A 22144-nucleotide genomic window follows, 5' to 3' on the forward strand; every position below is an offset into this window, starting at 1 on the left:
CACCGACTTTCGTTGCAATCCCTATGCCGGAACCGCAAGCAAAATTGAGACAGCTTTCCTGTCCTAACCATCACCTTGCCAAATTTTTGTCTATCACACAAGCGCGCGAAAGTCCCGATTCCCGATCTGTCAATCAATCGCTTTCCGAAAGTTGCGCAGCCCTGGTTTTGAAGCAAACGCGCCCTGATCCGGCCCTGTGGACGCCGAAATCCCAAATGAAGCTTCGGATCGACCCTTCGGAAGGCGCGCCACGCCGCAAGAAGCGAAAGAGCGCGATCCATCCGGGGGCTGACAGGAGCGTGTCGACCATGAAGTTTTTCACAGGATGTGTGGCCGCCGCCGCGCTGGCGCTGGCTGTGACCGCGGCAGGGGCGCAAGTTCCGGCCAACGGTATTGCGGGAGGGGCCACGATCGCCGTGTCGGATTTCGACCGGCCCTATGCGCCACCGGATGCCGCGCCGCCTCCGCCGCCGCGATACGGCTATGGCTATGGCTACGAGGAACGCGGCCCGGCGCTGCTGCCGGCCACCGAGGTCTATGCGGTGCTGCGCGACAACGGCTTCTCGCCGCTCGGCATCCCGCGGCTGCGCGGCAGCGTCTACACCATCTCGGTGATCGACCGCCGCGGCGACGACGGCCGGCTCGTGATCGACGCCCGCGACGGCCGGATCATCCGCTTCATGCCCGCCGCCGATGCCTACGGCATGGCACCGGCCTATGAGCAGCCCACGGTCGCGCCCTACGGCCCGCAAAGCGCGCTGCCGCCGCCGACCGTGGTCCGCAGCGGCCCGCCGCGCCCGCCGGCCTCGATCCCGCATGTCGCAAGGCGCACGGTGCCGCTGCCCAAGGCGGCTCCGCAGCGCGGCGAGACGCCGGTCGCGGCAGCGAAGCCGGCCGAGCCTGCGGTACAGCAGGCCCAGGCGCCGCAAGCTCAAGCACCGCAGGCACAGCCCGCGCAGCAGACCGCTGCCGTGCAGGCCAAGCCCGCCGAGGCCGCGCCGCAGGCCGCTGCGCCGACAGTGGGTCAGACGAAGCCCGCCGCGACGATTCTGCCGACGCAGGACATGCCGGCCGCGCAGGGACTGGATTAGCGCGCAGTTCGTTTGGCGCGACGGCGCTCACGACATTTTCGGTGTCGTCCTGGCTTTCGCCAGGACGATGTTGGAGCAAAGATAAATGGCGCCTGAGATTTCAGGCGCCTTTTTTGCATCGTGAGAATCGCCTCTCAGCTCCGCGGATACCCCGCAGCTTCCAGGATCAGGTTCGCCACGTCCTTCGGATGCGACACCAGCGAGAGGTGGCCGGCATCGAGCTCGATCGTCGTTGCGTTCATGCGCTTGGCGAGGAAGCGCTCGAAGTCCGGATTGATGGTGTCGTCGTTCTTCGACACCGCGTACCAGCTCGGCTTGGCGTGCCATGCAGCTTCCGTGGTGCGGCCGGCGAAGATCGAGGCCGCGGTCGGCCATTGCACGGCATAGAGCTCCTTGGCCCGTTCCGGCTTCACGCCATTGGCGAAATATTTCAGGAAGGCGTCTTCCGAGAGCTTGGTGTAGCCGTCGCGCTCGATGATGCCGGCGCGCACCGGGCCGGTCGGGAATTGCTTCGACAGCGCGACGAAATCCTCGTTGGCATCGGGCGCGCGTGCGGCGACATAGACGAGGCCGGTGACCTTCGGGTCGGTGCCGACCTGGCTGATCACGGTGCCGCCCCAGGAATGCGCGACCAGCACGGTCGGCCCGTCCTGCTCGGCCAGCGCGCGCTTGGTCGCCTCGACCGAGTCCGCAAGCGACGACAGCGGATTCTGCACGGCGGTCACGTGAAGGCCGGCGGCCTGGAGGATCGGGATCACCTCGGACCAGCTCGATCCGTCGGCCCAGGCGCCGTGCACCAGCACGACGTTCTTGGCCTTCACGGCTTGCGGGCTCTGTGCGTGAGCGAGGCTGAGGGGAGCCGCCAGCAGGCTCGCGGCGACGAAAAGGCTGCGCCAAAGTGTCATGATCGTTCTCCGTCTTGTTTTGGGTTCGATGCCCAAAGGACGGAGGGAGAGGCCGCGCTGTTACGAGGCTCACCAGTCTGTGATGCGGTGCAAACGAAAAAAACGCCCCGGGGCACCGGGGCGTTTTCGCAACCTGGAAGTGGCGTGCGTGTTTTACGCGGCGACTTGCGCGGCCGAGTTCTCGATCACCTGCGCCTTGGGCGCGCCGGCGTTGATCGCGATCTGGCGCGGCTTCTTGGCTTCGGGAATCTCGCGGACGAGATCGACGTGAAGCAGCCCGTTCTCGAGCGAGGCGTCCTTCACCTGCACGAAATCGGCAAGCTGGAAGGCGCGCTCGAAGGCACGCGCGGCGATGCCGCGGTAAATCACTTCGGACTTCGAGTTCTCGTTTGCGACTTTCTCGCCCTTGATCGTCAGCGTGTTTTCCTTCGCGACGATCGAAAGCTCATCCTTGGCAAAGCCCGAGACCGCAACGGTGATGCGGTAGGCGTTCTCGCCGGTGCGCTCGATGTTGTAGGGGGGATAACCGGGGCTGCCGTCCGAACCGGCCTGGTCGAGCAGGTTGAAGAGGCGGTCGAAGCCGACGGTGGAACGATAGAAGGGGGTGAGATCGTAGGTACGCATGGTCAAGTCCTCCATTGAGCGACTGTTTGGTAACCCGCCCGCCAATCGGGCCGGGCTTTAGTCTGTGTGCAGCCTGATGTTCCGGTTCCGAAACACTGGTAGCGGCCTGCACCATGGTGATATGGGTTCAAGGGAACGGCGTTCAAGAGGGCGGCAACTTGCGCCTTTTCGGCGCTCCCGCCCTTGATTTTCAGCATTTCTCGCCCAATGACGCTGATCTCGATTCCGTCCAATCCCGTTCCCGAAGACGTCGTCAGCGGCACCATCAAGACACCCGATGGCGCCGAGCTGCGCTTTGCGCGCTGGGCGCCGCCGGCGAACCGCAAGGGCACGGTCTGCGTCTTCACCGGACGCAGCGAGCAGATCGAGAAATATTTCGAGACCGTGCGCGACCTGCGCGACCGCGGCTTTGCGGTGGCGATGATCGACTGGCGCGGGCAGGGCCACTCCTCGCGCCGCCTGCGCGATCCGCGCAAGGGCTATGTGCGCGACTTCGCCGATTTCGAAATCGACGTCGAGACCTTCGTGCAGCAGGTGGTGCTGCCGGATTGCCCGCCGCCCTTCTTCGCGCTCGCCCACTCCATGGGCGGTACGGTGTTGCTGCGCGTTGCGCATGCGGGCAAGCGCTGGTTCGACCGCATGGTGCTGTCGGCGCCGATGATCGACCTGCCAGGCCGCACCACCTCGTTTCCGTCGCGGGCGCTTCTGAAGACGATGCGCCTGATGGGGATGGGCGGCCGCTATGTTCCCGGCGGCAGCGACCGCATCACCGGGCTCGATCCCTTCATCAACAATCCCCTGACCAGCGATCCCGTGCGTTATGCGCGCAACGCCGCGATCCTGGAGGAGGATCCGACGCTCGGGCTGGCGTCACCGACGGTCGCCTGGGCCGATAGCGCCTTCCGCGCCATGCACACCTTCAAGGGCATGAACTACCCCTCCGAGATCCGCCAGCCGATCCTGATGCTGGCGGCCTCCAGCGACACCGTGGTTTCGACCGCCGCGATCGAGGAGTTCGCCTACCATTTGCGCGCCGGCTCCCATCTCGTGATCGCCGGCTCGAAGCACGAGATCCTCCAGGAGCAGGACCGCTACCGCTCCCAGTTCTGGGCCGCCTTCGACGCCTTCGTGCCGGGCACGCCGCTGTTCAAGTGAGCGGCAGTGACGGTGCGCTCCCTCGCCCCGCTCTTGTCCGCTGAAGCTTCAACGAAGGCGGATGCGGGGAGAGGTGAAAGGACCGCGCTACAGCGTCTTCAGATACTCGATCAGGTCCTTGCGCTCTTCTTCTTCCAGCAGGCGGCCGACGACGCCGTCCTTGTGCGGCGGCCCCTTGCCCTCGAACGAATGGCCGAGATTGCTGTTGCCGTTGATCTCGGTGCCGTCGGGCCAGGTGGTCGAGAACTGCGTTTCTCCGGTCTTGCAGCGCTCGCCCTCGACGACGGCGAAGCCGACCAGCTTCGGATCGTAGTCGCGCTGGCCCATGCAGAATTTCTTGGGTCGCTCGGCAGCAGGCCGCAGCATCCAGTCCAGCGAGGGCACTGAACCGTTGTGGAGATAGGGCGCGGTGGCCCACACCCCGTTCAGCGGGCGCGCGCGATACCAGGGACCGGGCTCCTTGGGATCCGGCGGCTGCGGCCCGGGATTGGGACAATTGGCGCGGGCGCCCCACCAGCGCTTCTGCGCGTCGGGCGGGATTTGAGCGTCATTCATCGCCTTTCGGCTGACGATGTCGACGATCGCCATCAGCCCAACCGAATAGGGCATTTCGGTCGAGGTCGTCTCCGGCAGGTTGGTGCATTTCCATTGGTCGCCGAGGATGCGTGTCGGATTCAGATCGAGGAAGCCCGGCACCGAGACCGTCCGCTTCTCCAGGACTCTGGCCTGGGCGGAATCCGTCCCCATGCCCGTGACGCTCTTCTGGATCGGGTTGAGCACCATCTCGTCGCCGATGCGCTCCCAGCGCGACGACGACCACACGCTCTCCTGCGGAAACTCCTTGTCGAACTCGGGATCGTTGACGGGACCGAGGTGGCACTCCACGCAGATCTTGGCGTAGAGCTTGCGGCCGCTCTTGACGCGGTCCGGATTGATCTTCCAGTCGTCGCCGAGAATCTGCGAAGGCCATCTCGGCGAGGTCAGTCCGCCGAGCTTCTTCTGCGCGTAGGGATCGGGGCCCGCCAGCAGACTCTCGATCCAGTGCAGGTTGGTGACATCGGCCGAGGACCGGTAAAGCCTGTCCTTGGGATAGGCGTCGGACAGGTTGAGCAGCGCCGTCACGCCGAGCGCCTCGCCGGCATTGCGGATCAGCGGCTGCTCGATCGAGGCATCGTACTGCGCGAATTTGAGCCACGGCACGGTCCAGATCGGAGGGAAGCTGACCGGCGCGTCCTGGGCATGCAGGTTCTTCTCGAATCCCTTGACCCCGCTCAGCGCGAAATCCTGGGAGAACACCTGGTTGCCGATGCGATTGAGCGCATCGAGACGGCCGAAGCCTTCTTCCGTGTCCTTTTGCTGCTTGCCGTCCCAGGTCTTCTTGCCGGCGATCGTCTTGTCGTAACCCTTTTGCCAGTCGAGCAGGAATGTGAGGGTCGCCTTGAGGCTCTGCTTGAGCGCATTGCGGTCGGCGTCGCTCGCATCGGGGCCGAGTACGCGGTCGGCGAACCGCTTGAAGCGGAACGGCACGTAGAGCGTGTAGGCGATCGAGAGCCCGGTCACGCTCTCGAGCTTCTTCAGGTCGGTCATGGCCGGGCCGCCGTCGAAGCGCACGTCCACGCCCTTGTAGCGCACGTGCCCGGTGTGGCAGGCGGCGCAGGTCAGCCCGATCTTGTCTTCCTCGCGGCGGCCGGTCGCGGGATCGACGACACCCGTCATCCGCGCGAAGCCGACCGGCAGGCCGTCGACATTCTCGACCGGCGACCAATCGGTCGACAGGCTCTTCGGCTGCGTCGTGTCGTAGACGTTGGCGTAGCCGAAGCTCCGCAGCGTGGTTGCGTCGGTCTTGATGGATTGCGGGCTCTGGATGAAGCCGAAGCGCTCGAGATAGGCGCTGTCCTTCACCATGCCGGGGCGTGAGAACAGGCGAAGACGCGGCTGCTCCAGCGCCATGAACCAGGTGTAGGGAACCGGAAAGGTCGCGGTGCCCTGGCTGGTGTGGTGGAACCAGTGCCGGTCCTCCAGCGACCAGTTCTGCTCGAGCCAGAAGGCCGCCGTCGTCTCCGGGAGTTTTGGCAAGGGCGGCGGCAGCAGCTGTGCGAGGACTCCCTTCTGCGGCAGCATGGCGCGGACCTGGTCGGGGAATTCGGCGACCGCCACGAGCGCGACAAGAGCGGCCGCGAACAGGAACGCTATGATCCCGAGAGCCCAGCGAAACCTGAGCGCGCAGGATGACAGCAGCGGCTGCGATAAAATCCGCTGGTTGATGCGGTCGGGGAATTGGCGCGCGTTCAGCAGCGTGCGCACGTCGGCGACGCTGAGATAGCGATCCTCCTTACCCGTGCCCTTGCCCATGATCTTCAGCAGGACGGGCCATTCGAACTGCATCAGCACGGGGTAGTACCAGCGCACGGCGCTGCCTGCGCGCTTGAGGTTCTCGTGCATGAAGGTCTTGATTTCCGCAGCGTTGAGGCCGGGCTCGCTGCTGCCGGTGTCCGGATCGGTGTAGGTCCGGCCGAAGCTCTGGAGCCGCGCGATCTCGTCCTCGTTGACCTTGCCGTCGACGCCGAGGACGCGCGAGCCGGCGCCGCGCTTGTCCAGAGGGCCACCGCGCAGTTCGTCGAGCTGCGGGCCCGACCGGATGCTTTTCAGGATGTGGCTAAATCCGTTGGCGATGAGCGCAACGCCGCGGACCTGGATCCGGGCCCAGCTCTTCATCAGCCCCGTCTCGCCGCTCGCATTCGCGATGGTCTGCGACAGCGTGTTGAGCGGGACGGTCCCGCCGTCGACGAAGCCTTCGCCGACGAGGCCGCGCAGGAATGGACAGGGATTGTTCGGCGAGACCCCGATCGAGGGGTCGAAGGGGGGCTTCGAGGCGGGGTGATGCATGGCCCAATTCCTGAAAACGGCGAATCGTGAAAATCAGACGCGCCGATCAAGCGCGGAAAGTCCTAACAAACAGCCAGCGCGGCCGCCGCCGACTATACTACTTCAGCGTGTGACAAAGTGTGGCTGAATTCACTGTGCTGTCAACAAGAGCGGACGAGAGATCGTCGCGCGGCCGCAGTCCGCCTGTCAGGACTCGGCGGCGCGTTTGACGTCGCTCTGGACCAGCGTCAGCTTGCCGAGCGGCACGCCCGCCTTCAGAAGCCCCTCGCGGTAATGAGCGAGGTCCTCGGGCCGCTTCCAGTGGAAATTGCGCAAATGGCGGTCGACATTCAGGGTCGGGTAGTTGCCCATGAGCACGCGGGTCGCCTCGACGGCCTCGCCGGTCCGCCCCAATTGCGCCAGCGCTGCGGCTCGGATCGCCAGCGCCTGCATGTGGTTCGGGTTGATGTAGAGCTGCTCGCGGGCCCACGACAGGGTCGCGTCATACTGCCCCAACAGATAATGGCTGAACGCGTTCAGTGCGGCCCATTGGTAGCGCGGGTCGCTGTTGTCGCGCTGCGCGGCCATCGAAAACAGCTCGATCGCCTCGCGGTGCTCGCCGATCACGAAATGGCAGATGCCGAGCACGCCGCGCGCGCCGTTGTCGTAGGGGTTGAGTGCGACCGCGCGCTTGGCGGCGTCCATCGCGGCCTCGTAATGCCCTTCCATCGCATGGGCCCAGGACAGGATCGAGAACGCGAAGGAGGAGCGCGGGTCGAGCCGGACACTGGTTTCGGCGAGGTTCATCGCCTCGGCCCACATCTCCCGCGTACCCTTGACCCAGCCGAACTGGATGCTCTGGATCTGGATCGTGGCAAGGTAGGCGTGCGCGATCGACAGCTTGGGATCGACCGCGATGGCCTCCCGGAACAGGTCGATGGCGGCGGCCAGGTCCTCCTTGGTCTGCCGGTAGTAATGCGACAGCCCCTTGAGGAAGCGGTCCCACGCGGTTACGTCGGTCGAGAGCCGCGCGGGCGCCGAGGCCTCCGCGCGGACGATCTCGGTGGCGATGGCGGCGGACAGGTTGGTGGTGATCTCGTCCTGCATCGCGAAGAAGTCGCCGATGTCGCGGTCGTAGCGCCCGGTCCAGAGCTGCTCGCCGGTCTCCGGCGCGATCAGCTCCGCGGTGACGCGGATCTTGGCTCCGGCGCGCCGCACCGAGCCCTGGATCAGATAGGTGGCGTCGATCTCGCGCGCGATCAGCCGAGTGCTCGTGTTCTTGCCCTTGAAGGCGAAGGTCGAGTTGCGGCTCAGCACCCGATAGAAGGATTGCAGCGACAGCGCGTGGATCAGATCCTCGGTCAGGCCGTCGGAGAAGTATTCGTCCTGGGCGTCGCTGAGATTGGCGAAGGGCAGCACGCCGACGATCGCGGTGCGGTACTGCTGCGAGAGTGCGGAGGCCTCCCTCAGCTCGGGGGCGATCGCCCGTGCGCCCTCGGGCTTCCAGGTCCAGACCCCGACCGCATCCTTGATGTTCTTGAAGCGATGGTTGCCGCCATCGACCAGCGGCACGGTGAGATGCTTGTTCGCCTCGCTGTAGGCCTTGGCCGAGATGGCGAAGCCGCCGGGGCTCGCCACCGATTCCAGGCGGACGGCAATGTTGACATCGTCACCGAACACCTCGTCCTCGTCGGCGATGACGTCGCCCATGTGGATGCCGAGCCTGAACTGCATGGCGCGGTCAGCCGGCAGATGGTGGTTGCGCTCCGCCATCAGCGTCTGCATCGCGATCGCGGCTTCGGTGGCGCCGACGATCGAGGGGAACTCCAGCAGGAAGCCGTCGCCGGTGTTCTTCACGACGCGGCCGCCGTGATTGAGGATGATGGGGTGAATCGCGCTGCGATGCGCCTTGAAGGCGGCATGGGTGCCAGCCTCGTCGCTGCCCATCATGCGCGAATAGCCGGCGACATCGGCGCAAACAATGGCAGCCAGACGTCTTTCCATATTCTCGGAGCTCCAAAGGATGGAGGACTGGCCACGGCGTGGCAGTCGCCTCGAATCCCGCATTTCAAGAACCCTGCCTTTATAGAGCAGATGAGGCCGCGGGAAAGTATGATCCGCATTGCAAATTCAAGGTAAATCCTACGCAGTCCCGGCGGTGGACGGCGGCCGCCGAACCGACTAAGCCCGATCCCTTGAGACGGACGGGGCGGCGGGGCACCTCACATGCTGGGCATTCACGAAATCTGGCTCTTCATCCTGTCGGGCGTGCTGCTCAACATCACGCCGGGACCGGACTCCGTCTACGTCATCGGCCGCAGCATGCAGATGGGCTGGCGGGGCGGGGCTGCCGCCGCCTTGGGCATCAGTTGCGGCTGCTTTTTCCACGTCGCAGGCGCGGCAATCGGCCTTTCGGCCCTGCTGATGGCCTCATCTACCGCTTTTTCGATCCTGAAGCTGGTTGGCGCGGCCTATCTGGTCGTCACGGGACTTCAGATGCTGTGGTCGCGCCCGACGCTGGCATCGGCGATCGACGAGCCGGCGCGGAGCTCGCTGCGGCGGGTGTTCCTCCAGGGCGTCTTCACCAACGCGCTCAATCCCAAGGTCGCGCTGTTCTTCCTGGCCTTCCTGCCGCAATTCGTCGCAGCCGATTCTCCGCACAAGCCGCTCGCCTTCCTGACCCTCGGCCTGATTTTCATCTGCACGGGAACGCTGTGGTGCCTGGTGCTGGCGGCGTTCGCGGCAAAGGCCGCGCACCGCTTGCGGGCCTCCGAGGGCGCGATCGCCTGGGTCAACCGCGCGCTCGGCGGCCTGTTCATCTATCTCGGCGTCCGCGTCGCCATGCTGGAGACGCGGTAACTCGTTCGAACGAATGACTGGTGTGGCATGCAATCGGCCCGATAGAGGCCGCGCGCGGGAGGTTTCGATGATTCGTGGAAGCTGTCTGTGCGGCGCCGTGCGTTTCGAGATCGACGAGGTTCGCACGCTGACGCATTGTCATTGCGTCAATTGCCGCAAGCTGACCGGCGCGGCATTCGCCACCTATGCCCATGTTGAAGCCGACAAGTTTCGCTTTGTCGCGGGCGAGGACATGACGGTGGCTTACGAGTCCGCGCCGGGCAGTTTTCGCCATCGCTGCAAGACCTGCGGCTGCCTGACGCCGGGCAAGGCGAGTTATTTGCCGACCGTCAGCATTCCCGCCGGCCTGCTCGATGACGATCCTGACGTCAGGCCCCGCCTCCACGTCTTCACCTCGTCGCGCGCGCCGTGGTGGACGATCCAGGACGATCTGCCTCAATACGATAAATGGGTGCCGGGCTACGCGCCGAAGGCGTGAGCCTCTTCTCAGGCGAATTCCTTCAGAAGCGCGCTGCCGGCCAGATAAAGGCCGAGCAGGATCATCGCGATCAGGAACCAGCGGCGAAACGCCTCCGCCGGCATCCGCGCCCGCACCGACTGGCCGATGAGCATGCCGGCAAAGGCCATGGCGAGGCCCACGGCGCCCGGCACCGCATTGGCCGGCGTCAGCAATCCGCCGGCGGTGAGGTTGAAGGCGAGCGCCAGCGTCGCGGTCGTGAAGAACACGCCGAGTGCCTGCACCAGCTCGTCCTTCTCCATGCCGATCGCCTGCATGAACGGCATCGAGGGGATCACCTGCACGCCGGTCGAGGCGGAGATCACGCCGGTGACCACGCCGACCACGCCACCGACCCATTTCTCGTTCTGCGGCGCGACGCGGAACTGGAATTTGTTCAGGCCTATCACCGCGTAGATCACCAGCAGGGCGCCGAGCACGATCGTGCCGTAGCGCGCATGCGGGCCGGTCAGCGCGCCGGCATTGAGCCAGCAGCCGATCACGGTGCCGATCATCAGCGGCCACAGCCGCCTGAGGATGTCGCGCAAGTACGGTCCGACGAAAGTCTGCCAGATGTTGGTGATGATGGCGGGCACGATGACGATGGCGATCGCGCGGCTCGGGGCCATGCTCACCGCGAGCAGGCCCATGGAGACGGTCGGCAGGCCGAGCCCGACCACGCCCTTGACGAATCCGGCGACCAGGAAGACGGCGGCGATGACAATGAGGAAAGGGTCGATCATGACCTGCACATTGACCGAAGCCGCGCCCGGGCACAATCTGGAGGTTACGGAGACAGCCTTCGCTATGGACGAAGGCTTGGTTGGAGGAGACCAAATGCGTTTCGATCTCGTCGATCTCCAGCTGTTCATCGCAGTCGCCGACCAGCGCAGCATCACCCGCGGCGCCGAGCGGTCGAATCTGGCGCTGGCCTCGGCAAGTGCGCGCATCAAGGGGCTGGAGGATGCGCTCGGCGTCGCGCTGCTCAAGCGCGGCCGCCGCGGCGTTGAGTTGACTGCGGCCGGCGAGAGCCTGCTCGATCATGCCCGTCTCGTCATCCACCAGATCGACGCCATGCGCGGCGATCTCGCCGGTTTTGCCAGCGGCGTGCGCGCCAGCGTGCATTTTCTCGCCAACACCTCCGGCCTGTCGGAGCATCTGCCGAAGGCGCTGGCCGGCTTCCTGCGCGAGCATCGCGACGTCGCCATCGACATCGAGGAGCGCGAGAGCACCGACATCGCGGCGGCGATCACCGCCGGTGCCGCCGACCTCGGCTTCGCCGCGGAGCACGCGCTGCCCGACCATATCGAGCGCTTCGTCTTCAGCGAGGATCACCTGACGTTGGTGACGTCACGGCGCGGCCCGTTCGCCGGCCGCCGCCAGATCGATTTCCAGGAGGCGGGTGCGTGCGACTTCGTCGGGCTCACCAGCGCCACCGCGCTCCAGGTTCATATTTCGAAGCACGCGGCCCGGCTTGGCATGCGGCCGCATTACCGCGCGCGCCTGCGCGACTTCGATGCGATCTGCCAGATGGTCGCCGCCGATGTCGGCGTCGCCCTGGTGCCCGAAGCCGCTGCCCGCCGCTGCGCCAAGCTGATGCCGCTCGCCATGGTCCGCCTGCGCGATGCCTTCGCCAACCGCAAACTCGTGATCTGCGCGCGAAGCTTCAAGACGCTGCCGCGCCCGGCCAAGATGCTGGTGGAGCATTTGCGGGCCGAGGCGGTGTGAGGCCGTTCGCTTACCGAGCGCTACTTCGCCGTCTCCACCCCGGCGTCCTTGATCACCTTCGTCCACTTCTTCGTCTCGTCCGCGATGAATTGGCGGAAATGCTCCGGCTCATCACCAACAAGCGTCGCGCCTTGCGCGGCGAGCTTTTCCTTCACGGCCGGATCCGCCATCGCCTTGATCGCCAGGCCATGCAGCGCTGCGACGATCTCCTTCGGCGTGCCCTTGGGCGCGACCATGCCGTACCAGTTCTCGATGCGCAGATCAGGAAAGCCCGCTTCCGCCGTGGTCGGTACCTTAGGCGCGGTCGGTGCGCGCTCGACTGAACCGACCGCGATCGGCCGTAAGGCGCCGGCCTTGACCTGCGGCAGCAGCACCGGAAGATCGAGGAACGTCATCTGCACCTGCTGGCCCAGCAGGTCGTTCACCGCGGGTGCGGCGCCGCGATAGGGCACGTGCACGATGTCGATCTTCGCGGTCAGCTTGAACAATTCGCCGGCGAGGTGCGGCAGGCTGCCGGGGCCGGAGGAGGCGAAGTTGAGCTTTCCGGGCTGGGCCTTGGCGAGCGCGATCAGTTCGCCGATGTCCTTGGCAGGCACGTTGGTGGCGACGACAAGCATTTCCGGCACGGTTGCAACCAGCGTCACCGGCGTGAGGTCGGACAATGCGTCGTAGGCGACCCGCTCCATGCTCGGGCTGATCGCGAGCGCGCCGGCTGAGGAGATCGCGATGGTGTAGCCGTCGGGCGCGGCCTTCGAGACCGCGTCGGTGCCGAGCACGCCGCCTTGGCCACCGCGATTGTCGATCAGCACCGGCTGGCCCGAGAGCTCGGACATGCGCTGGCCGATCACGCGCGCGATGATGTCGTTGGGGCCGCCGGCCGGGAACGGCACGATCAGCTTGATCGGCTTGGCCGGAAAATTCTGGGCGGAGGCGAGGGCGGGAAACAGAAGCAGGCTTGCGAGGAAGAGCTTACGCCAGTTTTTCATACAAGCCTCTTGGGGCGGCTATCCGTTGAGCAGTTTCATTGCTTCTTCGTGGACCCTGGCATCGCCCGCCGCGATGATGCGGCCGCCGCCCTGGGCCGGCTTGCCTTCCCAGGTGGTGACGACGCCGCCGGCGCCGGTCACGATCGGGATCAGGGCCGCGATGTCGTAGGGCTTCAGCTCGGTCTCGACCACGAGATCGACGTGGCCGGCCGCCAGCATGCAATAGGAGTAGCAGTCGCCGCCATAGCGCGACAGCCGCGCGCCCTTCTCGATACGGCCGAAAATGGCGCGGTCGCGCTCGTTCATGAGCAGCGGGCTCGTGGTGTAGGTCGTCGCCTCCGACAGCGAAGCGCAGCGGCGGACCTGGAGCCGACGCTCGCCGGAGGGGCCTTTATAGTTGGCCGAGCCGTTGTCGCCGGAAAAACGCTCGCCGATGAAGGGCTGGTGCATCATGCCGAACACCGGCGCGCCCTTGTGCAGCAGCGCGATCAGCGTGCCCCAGATCGGGAACCCGCCGATGAAGGACTTCGTGCCGTCGATGGGATCGAGCACCCAGACATAGTCGGCGTCCTCGCGCTCATTGCCGAATTCCTCGCCGACGATGCCGTGCTGGGGGAAATTGGCCTTGATCAGCCGCCGCATCACCGCCTCCGCGGCGCGGTCGGCTTCGGTCACCGGATCGAAATCCTTGGTCTTGCTCTTGTCGTCGATCGACAGCGAGGTGCGGAAGAACGGCAGGATGGTTTCGCCGGAGGCGGTGGCGAGCCCTCCGATGAAGGCTGAGAAGTCGATCACCGTCACGGCGCATCCTCAAAACGAAAGTCGGGTGAAGCTCGCATCTGCCTATCTCAATTCGCCTCTCGCGTGCAGCGCTGTCTTGATTTGCACCCTGGTATTTTGGATGCCGATGCCGGTTGCCTCATCCGAGCCATCTGCTGGCCAAATATCGATCATTGAGTTGAAAACTTAGTTCCGAACATGCCTTGTTCGTATGCAAATGACTATCAACCCATTGAATTTCCTTATCAAAGGAACTGAATCTGGGTTTCTCTGGAAGCAACAGAGCCATGTGTGTTTTGCATGGGAAATGGCTCAAAAGCCCTTGCACTTTGTGCGGCGCGGCCGCATATTGTTGCGGTGCGGTAGCGCTCTGCGTTACCGCTGCCCTCCTTGGGCGTTTCCTCCCTAGACTTGGGCCGCTTGCGTCATTCGCGAGCGGCCCTTTTTTCTTTGGGTCGCCTGTTTCACTTCGGCTGTGCGAAAACGCGAAGTGAAGATCCGGCGCCCGATACGCTCGCAGCTGTGTCTGGTCCCTGATCCGCGACGTGGTCGCGCGTCGCAGGCTTGCCGCCTATTCCGCCGCGGCCTGGAACGGTCCGAGATCGCCGAACGGGATCGTGGCCGCCAGCACGTCGGCGAGCACGCCGAAGTCGGTTGCCACTTGCGCAAAGCGCGGACTGCGCTCGCGTCGTCGCTCGTCCATGTAGATCGCGCGGTTGAGCTCGAGCTGCACCGCGTGAAGCCCGCTCGCCGGGTTGCCGTAATGCTCGGTGATGAAGCCGCCGGCATAGGGCTTGTTGCGGCCGATCGAATAGCCGAGCCCGCCCATGGTCTCTTCGACCCGGTCGGGTAACAGCGGGGTGCAACTCGTACCGTAGCGGTCGCCGATCACGATGTCGGGCCGGCGCGGCTCGTCCCTGCTGACGCCGACCGAGGGCATCGAGTGGCAGTCGACCAGCACTACCGTGCCGAACATCTGGTGCACCTTGTTGATCAGCCGGCGCAGCGCGCGGTGATAGGGCTTGTAGAGCGTCTCGATCCGCGCCAACGCATCGTCGACCAGAATACGGTCGCGATAGATCTCCTGGCCATCGCCGACCACGCGCGGGATGGTGCCGAGGCCGCCGGCGACCCGCATCGAGCGGGTATTGGCAAAGCTCGGCAGGCGGCCGGTGAACATGCGGGGGTCGAGCTCGTAGGGCTCGCGGTTGACGTCGACATAGGAGCGGGGAAAGTTAACCCGCACGGTCGGAAAGCCGCGGGCGCTGAGATGGCCGATCAGCTCGTCCATGAAGGAATCTTCCGACCGCCGCAGCGTCGGCAGGTCGATCCTGGAGGCGCTGAGGAATTCGTCCGGATAGGTCGAGCCGGAGTGGGGCGAGTTGAAGATGACCGGCGCGCGCCATTCGGCGGGCTCGACGATCTCGAATGCTGGCGACATCTCGCCGTCAAACCGGGTCATCTTCTCAGGCTTCGTCCCTTATTCCCAGGCTTCGTCCCTTCACGCCACAAGATCCGGCCCCGCGGGATCCTGTAGGGCCCGGCAAAGGCTTGAACGGATTGATTCGGCCGGTCGAGCGGCTCTCATGTGTCGTCATTGTCCGGAATCGCAACCATTCTGCCAAGCGAAAAGATGTGATCTGCGCTGGAACATGTCTTAACCGTGCAGGCAGCGAGGCGGGGATCATCCGGTCGGCTTCGATTGATTCGATCCGCATTCCGGTTCACAAGGAGCCGGCAGCGCGATCCGTCCAGGGTAAAGATTTTCACCCCAAATTTACCCTCTGTCGGGCTTAGTGACCTCTGCTGATATCCTCTGGGGATTCGACGTTTCCTGCCATGCCAAAGATCCTGCTCGCCGAAGACGACAACGACATGCGCCGTTTCCTGGTCAAGGCGCTGGAAAACGCCGGTTTTCAGGTCTCGTCCCATGACAACGGCATGGCCGCCTACCAGCGGCTCCGCGAAGAGCCGTTCGAGATGCTGCTGACCGACATCGTGATGCCGGAGATGGACGGGATCGAGCTCGCCCGCCGGGCCTCGGAACTCGACCCCGACATCAAGATCATGTTCATCACCGGCTTCGCCGCGGTCGCCCTGAACTCGGATTCGGACGCCCCCAAGAACGCCAAGGTGCTGTCCAAGCCCGTGCATCTGCGCGAATTGGTCAGCGAAGTGAACAAGATGCTGGCGGCCTAAATCGGCCTCCTTCCGTCCTTGCGCCGGGTCCCCTGAGCCGTTATAGGGACCCCACCGATGAAATGACCTCTAGGGCACGTAGCTCAGCGGGAGAGCACTACCTTGACATGGTAGGGGTCACAGGTTCGATCCCTGTCGTGCCCACCATCTTCTTCAAGGGTTTAGCCGCCTTGCGGCTGGCCGGCGAAAAGATGATTTCCACGAGATTTCCACGAAGGCGCTCCGTGGCGCTGGAAACCTCACCGCAGACATTGATGCCGTCCGGTCCAATGCCGGATGCCCCGCTGCTTTCCACTCGGTTAGCGACCGCGCGATGCGCGCTACTCAACCTGGGGCCCGCTTCCTGCCCGACATTCATGCCGTCCAGCTTCATTCCAGGAGACCGATCTCTGTCAGCTTGGATGACGTTCGATTGATGCGCGCTGCCGAAGCAAAGGTCGGCTTCCCCCCCGTTACTCCGAATGTAACGCAGAGCAGGACAGGCCCCTTTCTCAGTCAGCTTTTCGCCCACAACAATCACGTTCATCGCATCCTATTGCACGACAGCCTATCTCGTCTGCCAGCTTTAGTGTCAGCTGAAGTCGTCCTGCCGTCAACATCATCATTCGCTTGGAAAGCCACAGCTCTGGCTTATAATAAACGACCTTCGCGAATCGACGATTTTTTATGGCTGCGCGCCCCGGACGTATCGCAAACGATTGGCTTGCCTATATCAGGCCGCATCTGCGTCCCTTTGAAGCTTTAGAGCACGGCGAACGCGGCGACTACATCGCCAAGCTGTCGAAGAAAGTGAGGCTCAGCGACAACACGCTCCGCCGCTTTATCGCTGCGGCACAATTCCTGGAGGCAGAAGGCATCACCGAGCTGGCACCTGATGTCAGGATGCCAGTGGCTGCTGTCGAGCGGGTCGCTCGAATTGCCGCAAGGCAACCGGAGCGCCGTCGAAAATTGCTCGAAGATGTCAGCGAGGGCAAGCTGACGATTATGGAGCTTCGGGAGCTCCTGAAAAAATGCAGGAAGAGTGCCAAGCGGCCGGGTGGAGCACACTCGACTTCGTCATTAGACCGTGTCGCCCGGGAACTCGAGATCCGCAACATCTGCAGGCGAGGCGAGGTCGTGCTCGCGCGCGCTGATGAAGACGAGTTTGGATGGCTTTTGACCACACCGATGAAGCGGAGCTTCATTGTTCGCCTTCCCGAAGCGCGGCGCGCATTGATCTTGGACGCGATGATGTCGCAAGGATCCGGAACGTCGTTTGCTATGCAGCGACGGGGATTCCTGCGGAACGTCCTTGTTGGCGCAAGCCTTTATGATTTTGTGTTCGTATTCGCCGCGGCCTGGCATTACGAGGTTGAGAAGTTAGTGCAGCAGTTGCGTCCTGTGCTCCGGAAGAGTGTCATCCTAGTAGATGACAACTGCTCTCGGCGACCTCCGCCTTGAACGAGTCCTCGACATCAAGCTTGGCCTTGTCGCGTACGGCAGCAAACGCCACCTTCGTCTCGACCGTGAGCTCGACTTCCCGCCTGGCATCGTCGAGCTCGCGCTCCTTGCGAAGCATGCCCGCCTGGATCTTTTGGGCTGCAGCCAGCTTTTCGCCATTGGTCGTGAGCATCTGCTGCAAATCGGCCAATTGCTAGTCGCGGGTGCTGAGCTCGTCGGCGACCGCCAGACGCGCTCTCTTGGCTTCAGCTTCGGCGATGTTCGCCCGCTCCGCCTTCAGCTTGGCCGCCACCTGCTCGTCAACGGCCTCGCGAGCTTTCGCGATTTCTTCTCTGGCCTGCTTGAGTAGCGCTTCGCGCCGGCCAAAGTCTTCCTCCTTTGCAGTAAGCTGTTGATCGAACTTGCGGCGCGTCTCTGCGATGAGGGGAGCGGCGAGCGATTCCGTCAGCTTGATTTCGGTGTGGCAGTTGGGGCAGACGATCTGGGGATCGGTCACGGCATCGGTCCTCTGAGAATTGACCGTGATAGTATCGGGTGGGCGTGCGCCACTTAAGCCCTGGGGACGGGTTATCCCGCGCAAATGCGGCGGCCGAGGCAATAGCGGCCGTGGTCTTCCTGAGCCGTTCTCCTCCATGATCAGTTCCTCGATGCGTGGATGTCGCGCTCGCGCAGGACGGCTTCGACAACACGACGCAGGCGGCGCACCGAGCCACCGGCCCAGTTTCTCGCGACCGCCTCGTGCTCAATGCCATCGAGCGGCGTCACCCAACTCTGATCGAGGCCGCGCTCCCTCGCGAGATCGGTCAACACGGCCGGCAGCAGGGCGTCGAGATCCTTGGAGGTCGGTTTGGGAAAGCTCACGACCCGGAACCGGTCCCGGATCGGACCGGGCAGGGGATCGAGACGGTTTGCGGTAGCGACGTAACTTACCTGCGACAGATCAAGATTTGTCTGAAGCGCGGGATCGGGATAGCGCGAGCTCGTCTCCGCTTCGAGAAATGCGAGCAGCACGTCCCAAAGTCGGCCATTGTCGCTTCGCGTCGCAGCCTTCTCGATCTCGTCGACCAGCACGAGCGGATTGGCAATGCGTGCCTGCGCAATTGCGAGGAAGGCGTGACACGGCTCGGCTGAGTACCAGCGCCGGTCCGTGCCCCCGAAGGAAGCACTATCGGAGCGGCTTGCATCGCTCCGCCATACGGCGACACCCAAGACCTCGCCCAGTCGGCGGGCGAACCGGCTCTTACCACCGCCGGGCTCGCCAACGATCAGGAGGGGGCGCAAATGCACTGTCTCGCGTCCAACGAGATCTGCCAAGGCGAAGTCGACGACCTCGCTGGCGTACGGGAACTCGAACAGCAGGGTGTTGCGCGCTTCGTACAACGCCGGTGCCTGAACGAGCGGTAAGGCGACGTTGACGACGTCCTTCAGCGGCCCGATGATCTCCTTGAGCTTGGGGCTCTTCATCTCGTTTTCGGACAGACGCGCAACGACGAGATGATGATCGGGAATGACCTCGAGGATCGGGGCGGCTTGTCGCTCGACGGCTTCGGTCCGGTCGGCTTCCCGTTGCTTTCGGCGGTCATTCTCCTCCCTGAACTGAAGTCGCAACGCCGCTTTGGCTGCGGAGATGCGATGCTCGGCCGTGCGGTGCCCGACCAGGGAGGCGTTCATTGCCGCAGAGAACTTCTTTGGCACAAAATGCGTGCAGGCCTGTAGCGCGGCCCAGCCATAGGTGAACCGTTCAAGGTCGCAGCGAACCTTCTGTTCGACGATCAGCGAATTCAGCTGAAAGGCCTTGACCAGTGCCTTGGCGACCCTGCGATGCTGCTGGAAGTGTTCGTCATCACGTGGCGTCGGCAAGCTCACGAGCCGGACACTATCAGCAAGGCTCCTGAGAGCTGGCTCACTATGAGCGACCGCGCGGCGATCGAGTTCAGCCGCCAGCGCCATTGCGCCCTCTAACGACCTGCCTTTAGCCCATGCGAGATTATGGGACAACTGCGGGCAGAGCTCTTCGACTTCAGCGATGAGCCGCTCCTCAACGTGATCGGCGCCATCGACAATCAGCATTGCATAGCGCAAAAGCCTGGGCAGGCCCTTGAGGCGTTCGTCCCAATCGGCCGAATCGGCAGCGGCGCCGGTCGAGGCGGCGTCCTCCGCTGTCGGTAGATCCAGATGATCGGAATTGTCATCGTCATCATTCGCGCTCAAGCGAGATCCTCCTCGCAAAGAGCCAGCGAGACCATTGCCTCCGTCCGGGCAGACTGACCGGTAGCCTTAGCGTAACGGATGTGATGGGTAAGCCACAGGGTGGCGAGTTCGACCTTAAAAGGAAGATCGAACTCGAGGCGACCAAGAACGTGCGACAGCACGAGCATGGCCGCGGGGTCATCGCTGAGGGCCGAGTGAAGCAGGGCGGTCATCGTGATGTCGACGGTCAGCGAAATGTCGCGGATCGGCATCAAGGAGAGGGCGGCAGCGATCGCAGCTGCCGGATCGCCACTCAGGGCGGCCCGGAGTTTGTCGCCGCCATGAAGGACGGCGATTCGTTGCAACATGGTACCGATGATTGACTGTTCGGTGTATCGGAACTGATGCACCGAGAGCATCCGCCACCACGCCAGCGGAGGGCCGTCGTCCGTGGAGAGCGGCCAGATATCGCTCGTGGGATTGTTCGAAGCAGACATTCGCGGCCCCCTCAGTTCGCAATGATGATCGGTTGCGGGTAGCGGCGGGGGACCCACACTCTCGAACCAATATGGGCGCCCGTGATGACCTTCGCCGCGATAGCGGCGGATGGAAACCAGACGGCGACCAGAAGGCGCTTTCGGTCGGCAGCCCCGGGGATCGTGGCCAGGGCGTGCTTCGCTTCCAATTCGCTGCGGCGGGTGTCGACGATCCCCTGGGCGCTACCGTTGATGGGCCAACGGAATTCGGCGCCGGGCATGACCACGAACCCGCGATCGGATGTGGGATAGCCCCGTGCCCAGAGGCCTACATAATTCAGCTCAAGCTCACCTCCGGCGGGAGGTGTGGCGACGATGTCGATCAGCATCGGCTCCATGTCGTTCGGCCCGATCGGATCGTCGTCTCGTTCAGTTGAACTAACTACGGGAACGCGATCGAAGTAGGAATCCAGTGCCAGACAACCCGCGTCAAACAGTTGCTGACGCGCGTCCTCGAGGATGCGCTCCATTTCGGCGCGTTCATCGGCGCGGACCCTGGGAATTGTCGGGGTCCACTCGTTGGTGATGACGACGTGGCGCGCTGCTTGAGCAATGCTCCAGAGGTGATATTGAAGATAGAATGCTGGGTCCTTGTTGGACCAGGGCTCGGGATATCCGACGACAACGTAGGCTACGCGGGCAAACGCCTTTGCCGGATCGGCAAAATGCTTCGAGAAACGCATATTGATGTTTTTGGTCTCGCCGAAGTAGGCCGTCTCGCGGTTCATCAGCACGTAGGCGGCGGGGCCGACGGCCAGCGCCAGATCGGTGCTGTTGCGATCAGCGAGGGGGATGACCCAGACCCCAACACGGCTCGCGCCGTGATGCACCAGCCGAGGGCTGGTGATGCCATCCCCGGGACGGAAGATCTTGGACGTGCAGGTGGTCCGCGACGATGGCAGGTCGAATGACAATGACATGACTGAAATCCCTCTGTTGCGAGAGATCGCCGGCCGACGTCGTGAACTGAGTATCGTTGTTGCCGCCAGGTGAGCCGAAGCAACGGAGACCCAGGCATCGCAAAGGTTGGTCGTTTGGATGGAAGGCAGAGCAGCCGGTCCCAACGAGGAGGTGGCCTTTCGCCACCCCTTGCGATGCGCGACGTCGAATTGACGATCGCTAATCCGTGAACGACGAGTTGAAATTCTCGAAGACCGTCGCGAACACCGGCACAAGGCCGCCGTCCGGGAAGCGTTCACTCTTGTCAACGGCAGAAGGTAGCGGCCCAGGCCGCAGGTAGGTTTGGGGCAAGGATGCCGAATCGGCGCTATAGTGGCTGGTAGCCATGAACGACTCTCCATTAGTCGGTTGTGGTCAGGCTGTCGTTTGGTGTTCCAGCACCGGACGGCAGCCGCTTATCCGCTTCGCGCTTGCTGCGAAGCCGATCAGATATGCTAACTTTCGGCTGGATATGCCAAGCTTGCCGCGTTGGTATGGTTAATGCAGCCTCGTAGCCAGGTGCCCATCTGGCCTTCCTGTATCCGGTTCAAGTCAGATGCTGCTTTCGTAGTTCGAAAAGACCAGGCGCCCTATGGCGACCTTGCCCGCTTCGTTTCCGGACGAACGGACCACTCTGACTCAGATATTGGCTTTGCGGTCATTTTCGCGACTGGTGCAGGAGGGTCGTTAGCTCATAGACCGTGACGGCCGTCCCGAGGAAGCGCCGAAGGAGTCACGCCGGGAGCGATCTCGTCGATGGCCCAGAGAAGGCGGCCACCTTTGGCGACCGCCCTTAGGGCGACGCTCGCTTTACCTGGGGACGGCTAGATCCAGAGCAGAAGGAGCACTGCGATTACTATCCATAGAACGAGATTGGATCCTTGAGCGATCGTAACCGCGCCTGTTTCGCGATTACGGAAGAATCACCGGAGGAATTGGCACCTCCATTCCCCAGCGAGCGCGCGCTGGGGCTGAGTTCGAGGATCAAGACCGCCGTGCTGGCTGGGGCTCGACGCCATCAATGCTACCCAATCTTGCCGAGCTCCGGTCTGGCCGGCACCGATCTCGATCGCTGCGGCACGAACCGCTCGGGCAGCGTGCACCATCGGCGTTGGCCAACATGATGACCCAGTCGTCGCACGTCACACGGTAGACAATCCGCAAGACGACGCAGGCCTGAGAGCCGCCAACATATTGAACGAAGGCTCGATATCATTTCGTTTTGAAAAAGATTAGGGAAATGAGAAGTGTGAAAATCTAAGTCCTCTCTGCTGATCTCGGTCTGATCGGAATTGGATCGAAATATCTTTGTCGAGGTTATTCGTCCCTTATTTTTCTGCTTCGGACGATC

General features: G+C 63.6%; 21 protein-coding genes and 1 tRNA gene. 8 read left to right on the forward strand and 14 right to left on the reverse strand.

Features of this window, described 5'->3' with window-relative positions:
* The first annotated feature begins 308 nt into the window (after positions 1–308).
* Positions 309–1091, forward strand: coding sequence for a hypothetical protein (locus tag AB5K84_RS06915; protein ID WP_038966172.1), 783 nt, complete (start codon positions 309–311; stop codon positions 1089–1091).
* A gap of 134 nt (positions 1092–1225) precedes the next feature.
* On the opposite strand, the gene AB5K84_RS06920 is transcribed toward AB5K84_RS06915, so the two are convergent.
* Together AB5K84_RS06920 and AB5K84_RS06925 are read right to left on the reverse strand one after the other, a co-directional pair.
* Positions 1226–1996 carry an alpha/beta fold hydrolase gene (locus AB5K84_RS06920; protein ID WP_011090466.1) on the reverse strand — a complete coding sequence of 257 codons (771 nt, stop codon included), beginning with the start codon at positions 1994–1996 and terminating at the stop codon, positions 1226–1228.
* A 153-nt stretch (positions 1997–2149) separates the two neighbouring features.
* Entirely contained in the window at positions 2150–2620 is a 471-nt protein-coding gene (locus tag AB5K84_RS06925) for an Hsp20 family protein (RefSeq protein ID WP_028173863.1), read from the reverse strand.
* Positions 2621–2827: 207 nt separating this feature from the next.
* Here AB5K84_RS06925 and AB5K84_RS06930 point away from each other — a divergent pair, with 207 nt between their 5' ends.
* A complete protein-coding gene (locus AB5K84_RS06930) occupies positions 2828–3775 on the forward strand; it encodes an alpha/beta fold hydrolase (RefSeq protein ID WP_011090464.1) in 948 nt (315 codons plus the stop codon).
* Positions 3776–3862: 87 nt separating this feature from the next.
* On the opposite strand, the gene AB5K84_RS06935 is transcribed toward AB5K84_RS06930, so the two are convergent.
* Positions 3863–6661, reverse strand: coding sequence for a di-heme-cytochrome C peroxidase (locus AB5K84_RS06935; protein WP_011090463.1), 2799 nt, complete (start codon positions 6659–6661; stop codon positions 3863–3865).
* A gap of 186 nt (positions 6662–6847) precedes the next feature.
* Positions 6848–8644 carry an adenylate/guanylate cyclase domain-containing protein gene (locus AB5K84_RS06940; RefSeq protein WP_038966174.1) on the reverse strand — a complete coding sequence of 599 codons (1797 nt, stop codon included), beginning with the start codon at positions 8642–8644 and terminating at the stop codon, positions 6848–6850.
* 222 nt (positions 8645–8866) lie between these two features.
* Between AB5K84_RS06940 and AB5K84_RS06945 the strand changes: the two genes are divergently transcribed.
* Both AB5K84_RS06945 and AB5K84_RS06950 read left to right on the forward strand, forming a co-directional pair.
* The gene (locus AB5K84_RS06945; protein WP_011090461.1) at positions 8867–9499 is read left to right on the forward strand and encodes a LysE family translocator; all 633 of its coding nucleotides are present in this window, start codon (positions 8867–8869) and stop codon (positions 9497–9499) included.
* Between the two features lie 67 nt (positions 9500–9566).
* Positions 9567–9977: a GFA family protein gene (locus AB5K84_RS06950; protein WP_028173868.1), complete on the forward strand. Its 411-nt coding sequence runs from the start codon at positions 9567–9569 to the stop codon at positions 9975–9977.
* A gap of 8 nt (positions 9978–9985) precedes the next feature.
* On the opposite strand, the gene AB5K84_RS06955 is transcribed toward AB5K84_RS06950, so the two are convergent.
* On the reverse strand, positions 9986–10738 hold the full coding sequence (locus AB5K84_RS06955; RefSeq protein WP_028173869.1) for a sulfite exporter TauE/SafE family protein: 753 nt from the start codon (positions 10736–10738) through the stop codon (positions 9986–9988).
* A gap of 94 nt (positions 10739–10832) precedes the next feature.
* Between AB5K84_RS06955 and AB5K84_RS06960 the strand changes: the two genes are divergently transcribed.
* A complete protein-coding gene (locus AB5K84_RS06960) occupies positions 10833–11723 on the forward strand; it encodes a LysR substrate-binding domain-containing protein (RefSeq protein ID WP_011090458.1) in 891 nt (296 codons plus the stop codon).
* A gap of 20 nt (positions 11724–11743) precedes the next feature.
* On the opposite strand, the gene AB5K84_RS06965 is transcribed toward AB5K84_RS06960, so the two are convergent.
* The 3 genes from AB5K84_RS06965 to AB5K84_RS06975 form a co-directional block, all read right to left on the reverse strand.
* Positions 11744–12709, reverse strand: a complete 966-nt coding sequence (locus AB5K84_RS06965; protein ID WP_011090457.1) for a Bug family tripartite tricarboxylate transporter substrate binding protein — start codon at positions 12707–12709, stop codon at positions 11744–11746.
* A gap of 18 nt (positions 12710–12727) precedes the next feature.
* Positions 12728–13510 carry a histidinol-phosphatase gene (gene hisN, locus AB5K84_RS06970; protein ID WP_011090456.1) on the reverse strand — a complete coding sequence of 261 codons (783 nt, stop codon included), beginning with the start codon at positions 13508–13510 and terminating at the stop codon, positions 12728–12730.
* A gap of 550 nt (positions 13511–14060) precedes the next feature.
* Positions 14061–14951, reverse strand: coding sequence for an N-formylglutamate amidohydrolase (locus tag AB5K84_RS06975; protein ID WP_011090455.1), 891 nt, complete (start codon positions 14949–14951; stop codon positions 14061–14063).
* 377 nt (positions 14952–15328) lie between these two features.
* Between AB5K84_RS06975 and cpdR the strand changes: the two genes are divergently transcribed.
* The 3 genes from cpdR to AB5K84_RS06990 all read left to right on the forward strand — a co-directional run bounded on the left by cpdR (position 15329) and on the right by AB5K84_RS06990 (position 17128).
* Positions 15329–15688, forward strand: coding sequence for a cell cycle two-component system response regulator CpdR (gene cpdR, locus AB5K84_RS06980; RefSeq protein ID WP_007597092.1), 360 nt, complete (start codon positions 15329–15331; stop codon positions 15686–15688).
* 72 nt (positions 15689–15760) lie between these two features.
* A tRNA-Val gene (locus AB5K84_RS06985) sits at positions 15761–15835 on the forward strand.
* Between the two features lie 519 nt (positions 15836–16354).
* Entirely contained in the window at positions 16355–17128 is a 774-nt protein-coding gene (locus AB5K84_RS06990) for a hypothetical protein (protein ID WP_038966175.1), read from the forward strand.
* Here the strand turns inward: AB5K84_RS06990 and AB5K84_RS06995 are convergent.
* From AB5K84_RS06995 to AB5K84_RS07020, 6 genes are all read right to left on the reverse strand, one after another.
* The gene (locus AB5K84_RS06995) at positions 17085–17318 is read right to left on the reverse strand and encodes a hypothetical protein (RefSeq protein ID WP_236842147.1); all 234 of its coding nucleotides are present in this window, start codon (positions 17316–17318) and stop codon (positions 17085–17087) included. The two genes, AB5K84_RS06990 and AB5K84_RS06995, sit on opposite strands and share 44 nt — an antisense overlap.
* Positions 17319–17321: 3 nt before the next feature.
* Complete coding sequence (locus tag AB5K84_RS07000; protein ID WP_051000294.1) at positions 17322–17624, reverse strand: hypothetical protein; 303 nt, start codon at positions 17622–17624, stop codon at positions 17322–17324.
* Between the two features lie 140 nt (positions 17625–17764).
* Positions 17765–19339, reverse strand: a complete 1575-nt coding sequence (locus AB5K84_RS07005) for an AAA family ATPase (protein ID WP_236842146.1) — start codon at positions 19337–19339, stop codon at positions 17765–17767.
* The gene (locus AB5K84_RS07010; RefSeq protein WP_063921553.1) at positions 19336–19815 is read right to left on the reverse strand and encodes a hypothetical protein; all 480 of its coding nucleotides are present in this window, start codon (positions 19813–19815) and stop codon (positions 19336–19338) included. Before AB5K84_RS07010 ends, AB5K84_RS07005 begins: the two co-directional genes overlap by 4 nt.
* An 11-nt stretch (positions 19816–19826) precedes the next feature.
* A complete protein-coding gene (locus AB5K84_RS07015; RefSeq protein WP_051000295.1) occupies positions 19827–20774 on the reverse strand; it encodes a hypothetical protein in 948 nt (315 codons plus the stop codon).
* Between the two features lie 199 nt (positions 20775–20973).
* On the reverse strand, positions 20974–21141 hold the full coding sequence (locus AB5K84_RS07020) for a hypothetical protein (RefSeq protein ID WP_162494163.1): 168 nt from the start codon (positions 21139–21141) through the stop codon (positions 20974–20976).
* Between the last annotated feature and the right edge of the window lie 1003 nt (positions 21142–22144).

The sequence above is a fragment of the Bradyrhizobium sp. 1200_D9_N1_1 genome (assembly GCF_052075915.1).
GTDB lineage: Bacteria > Pseudomonadota > Alphaproteobacteria > Rhizobiales > Xanthobacteraceae > Bradyrhizobium > Bradyrhizobium diazoefficiens.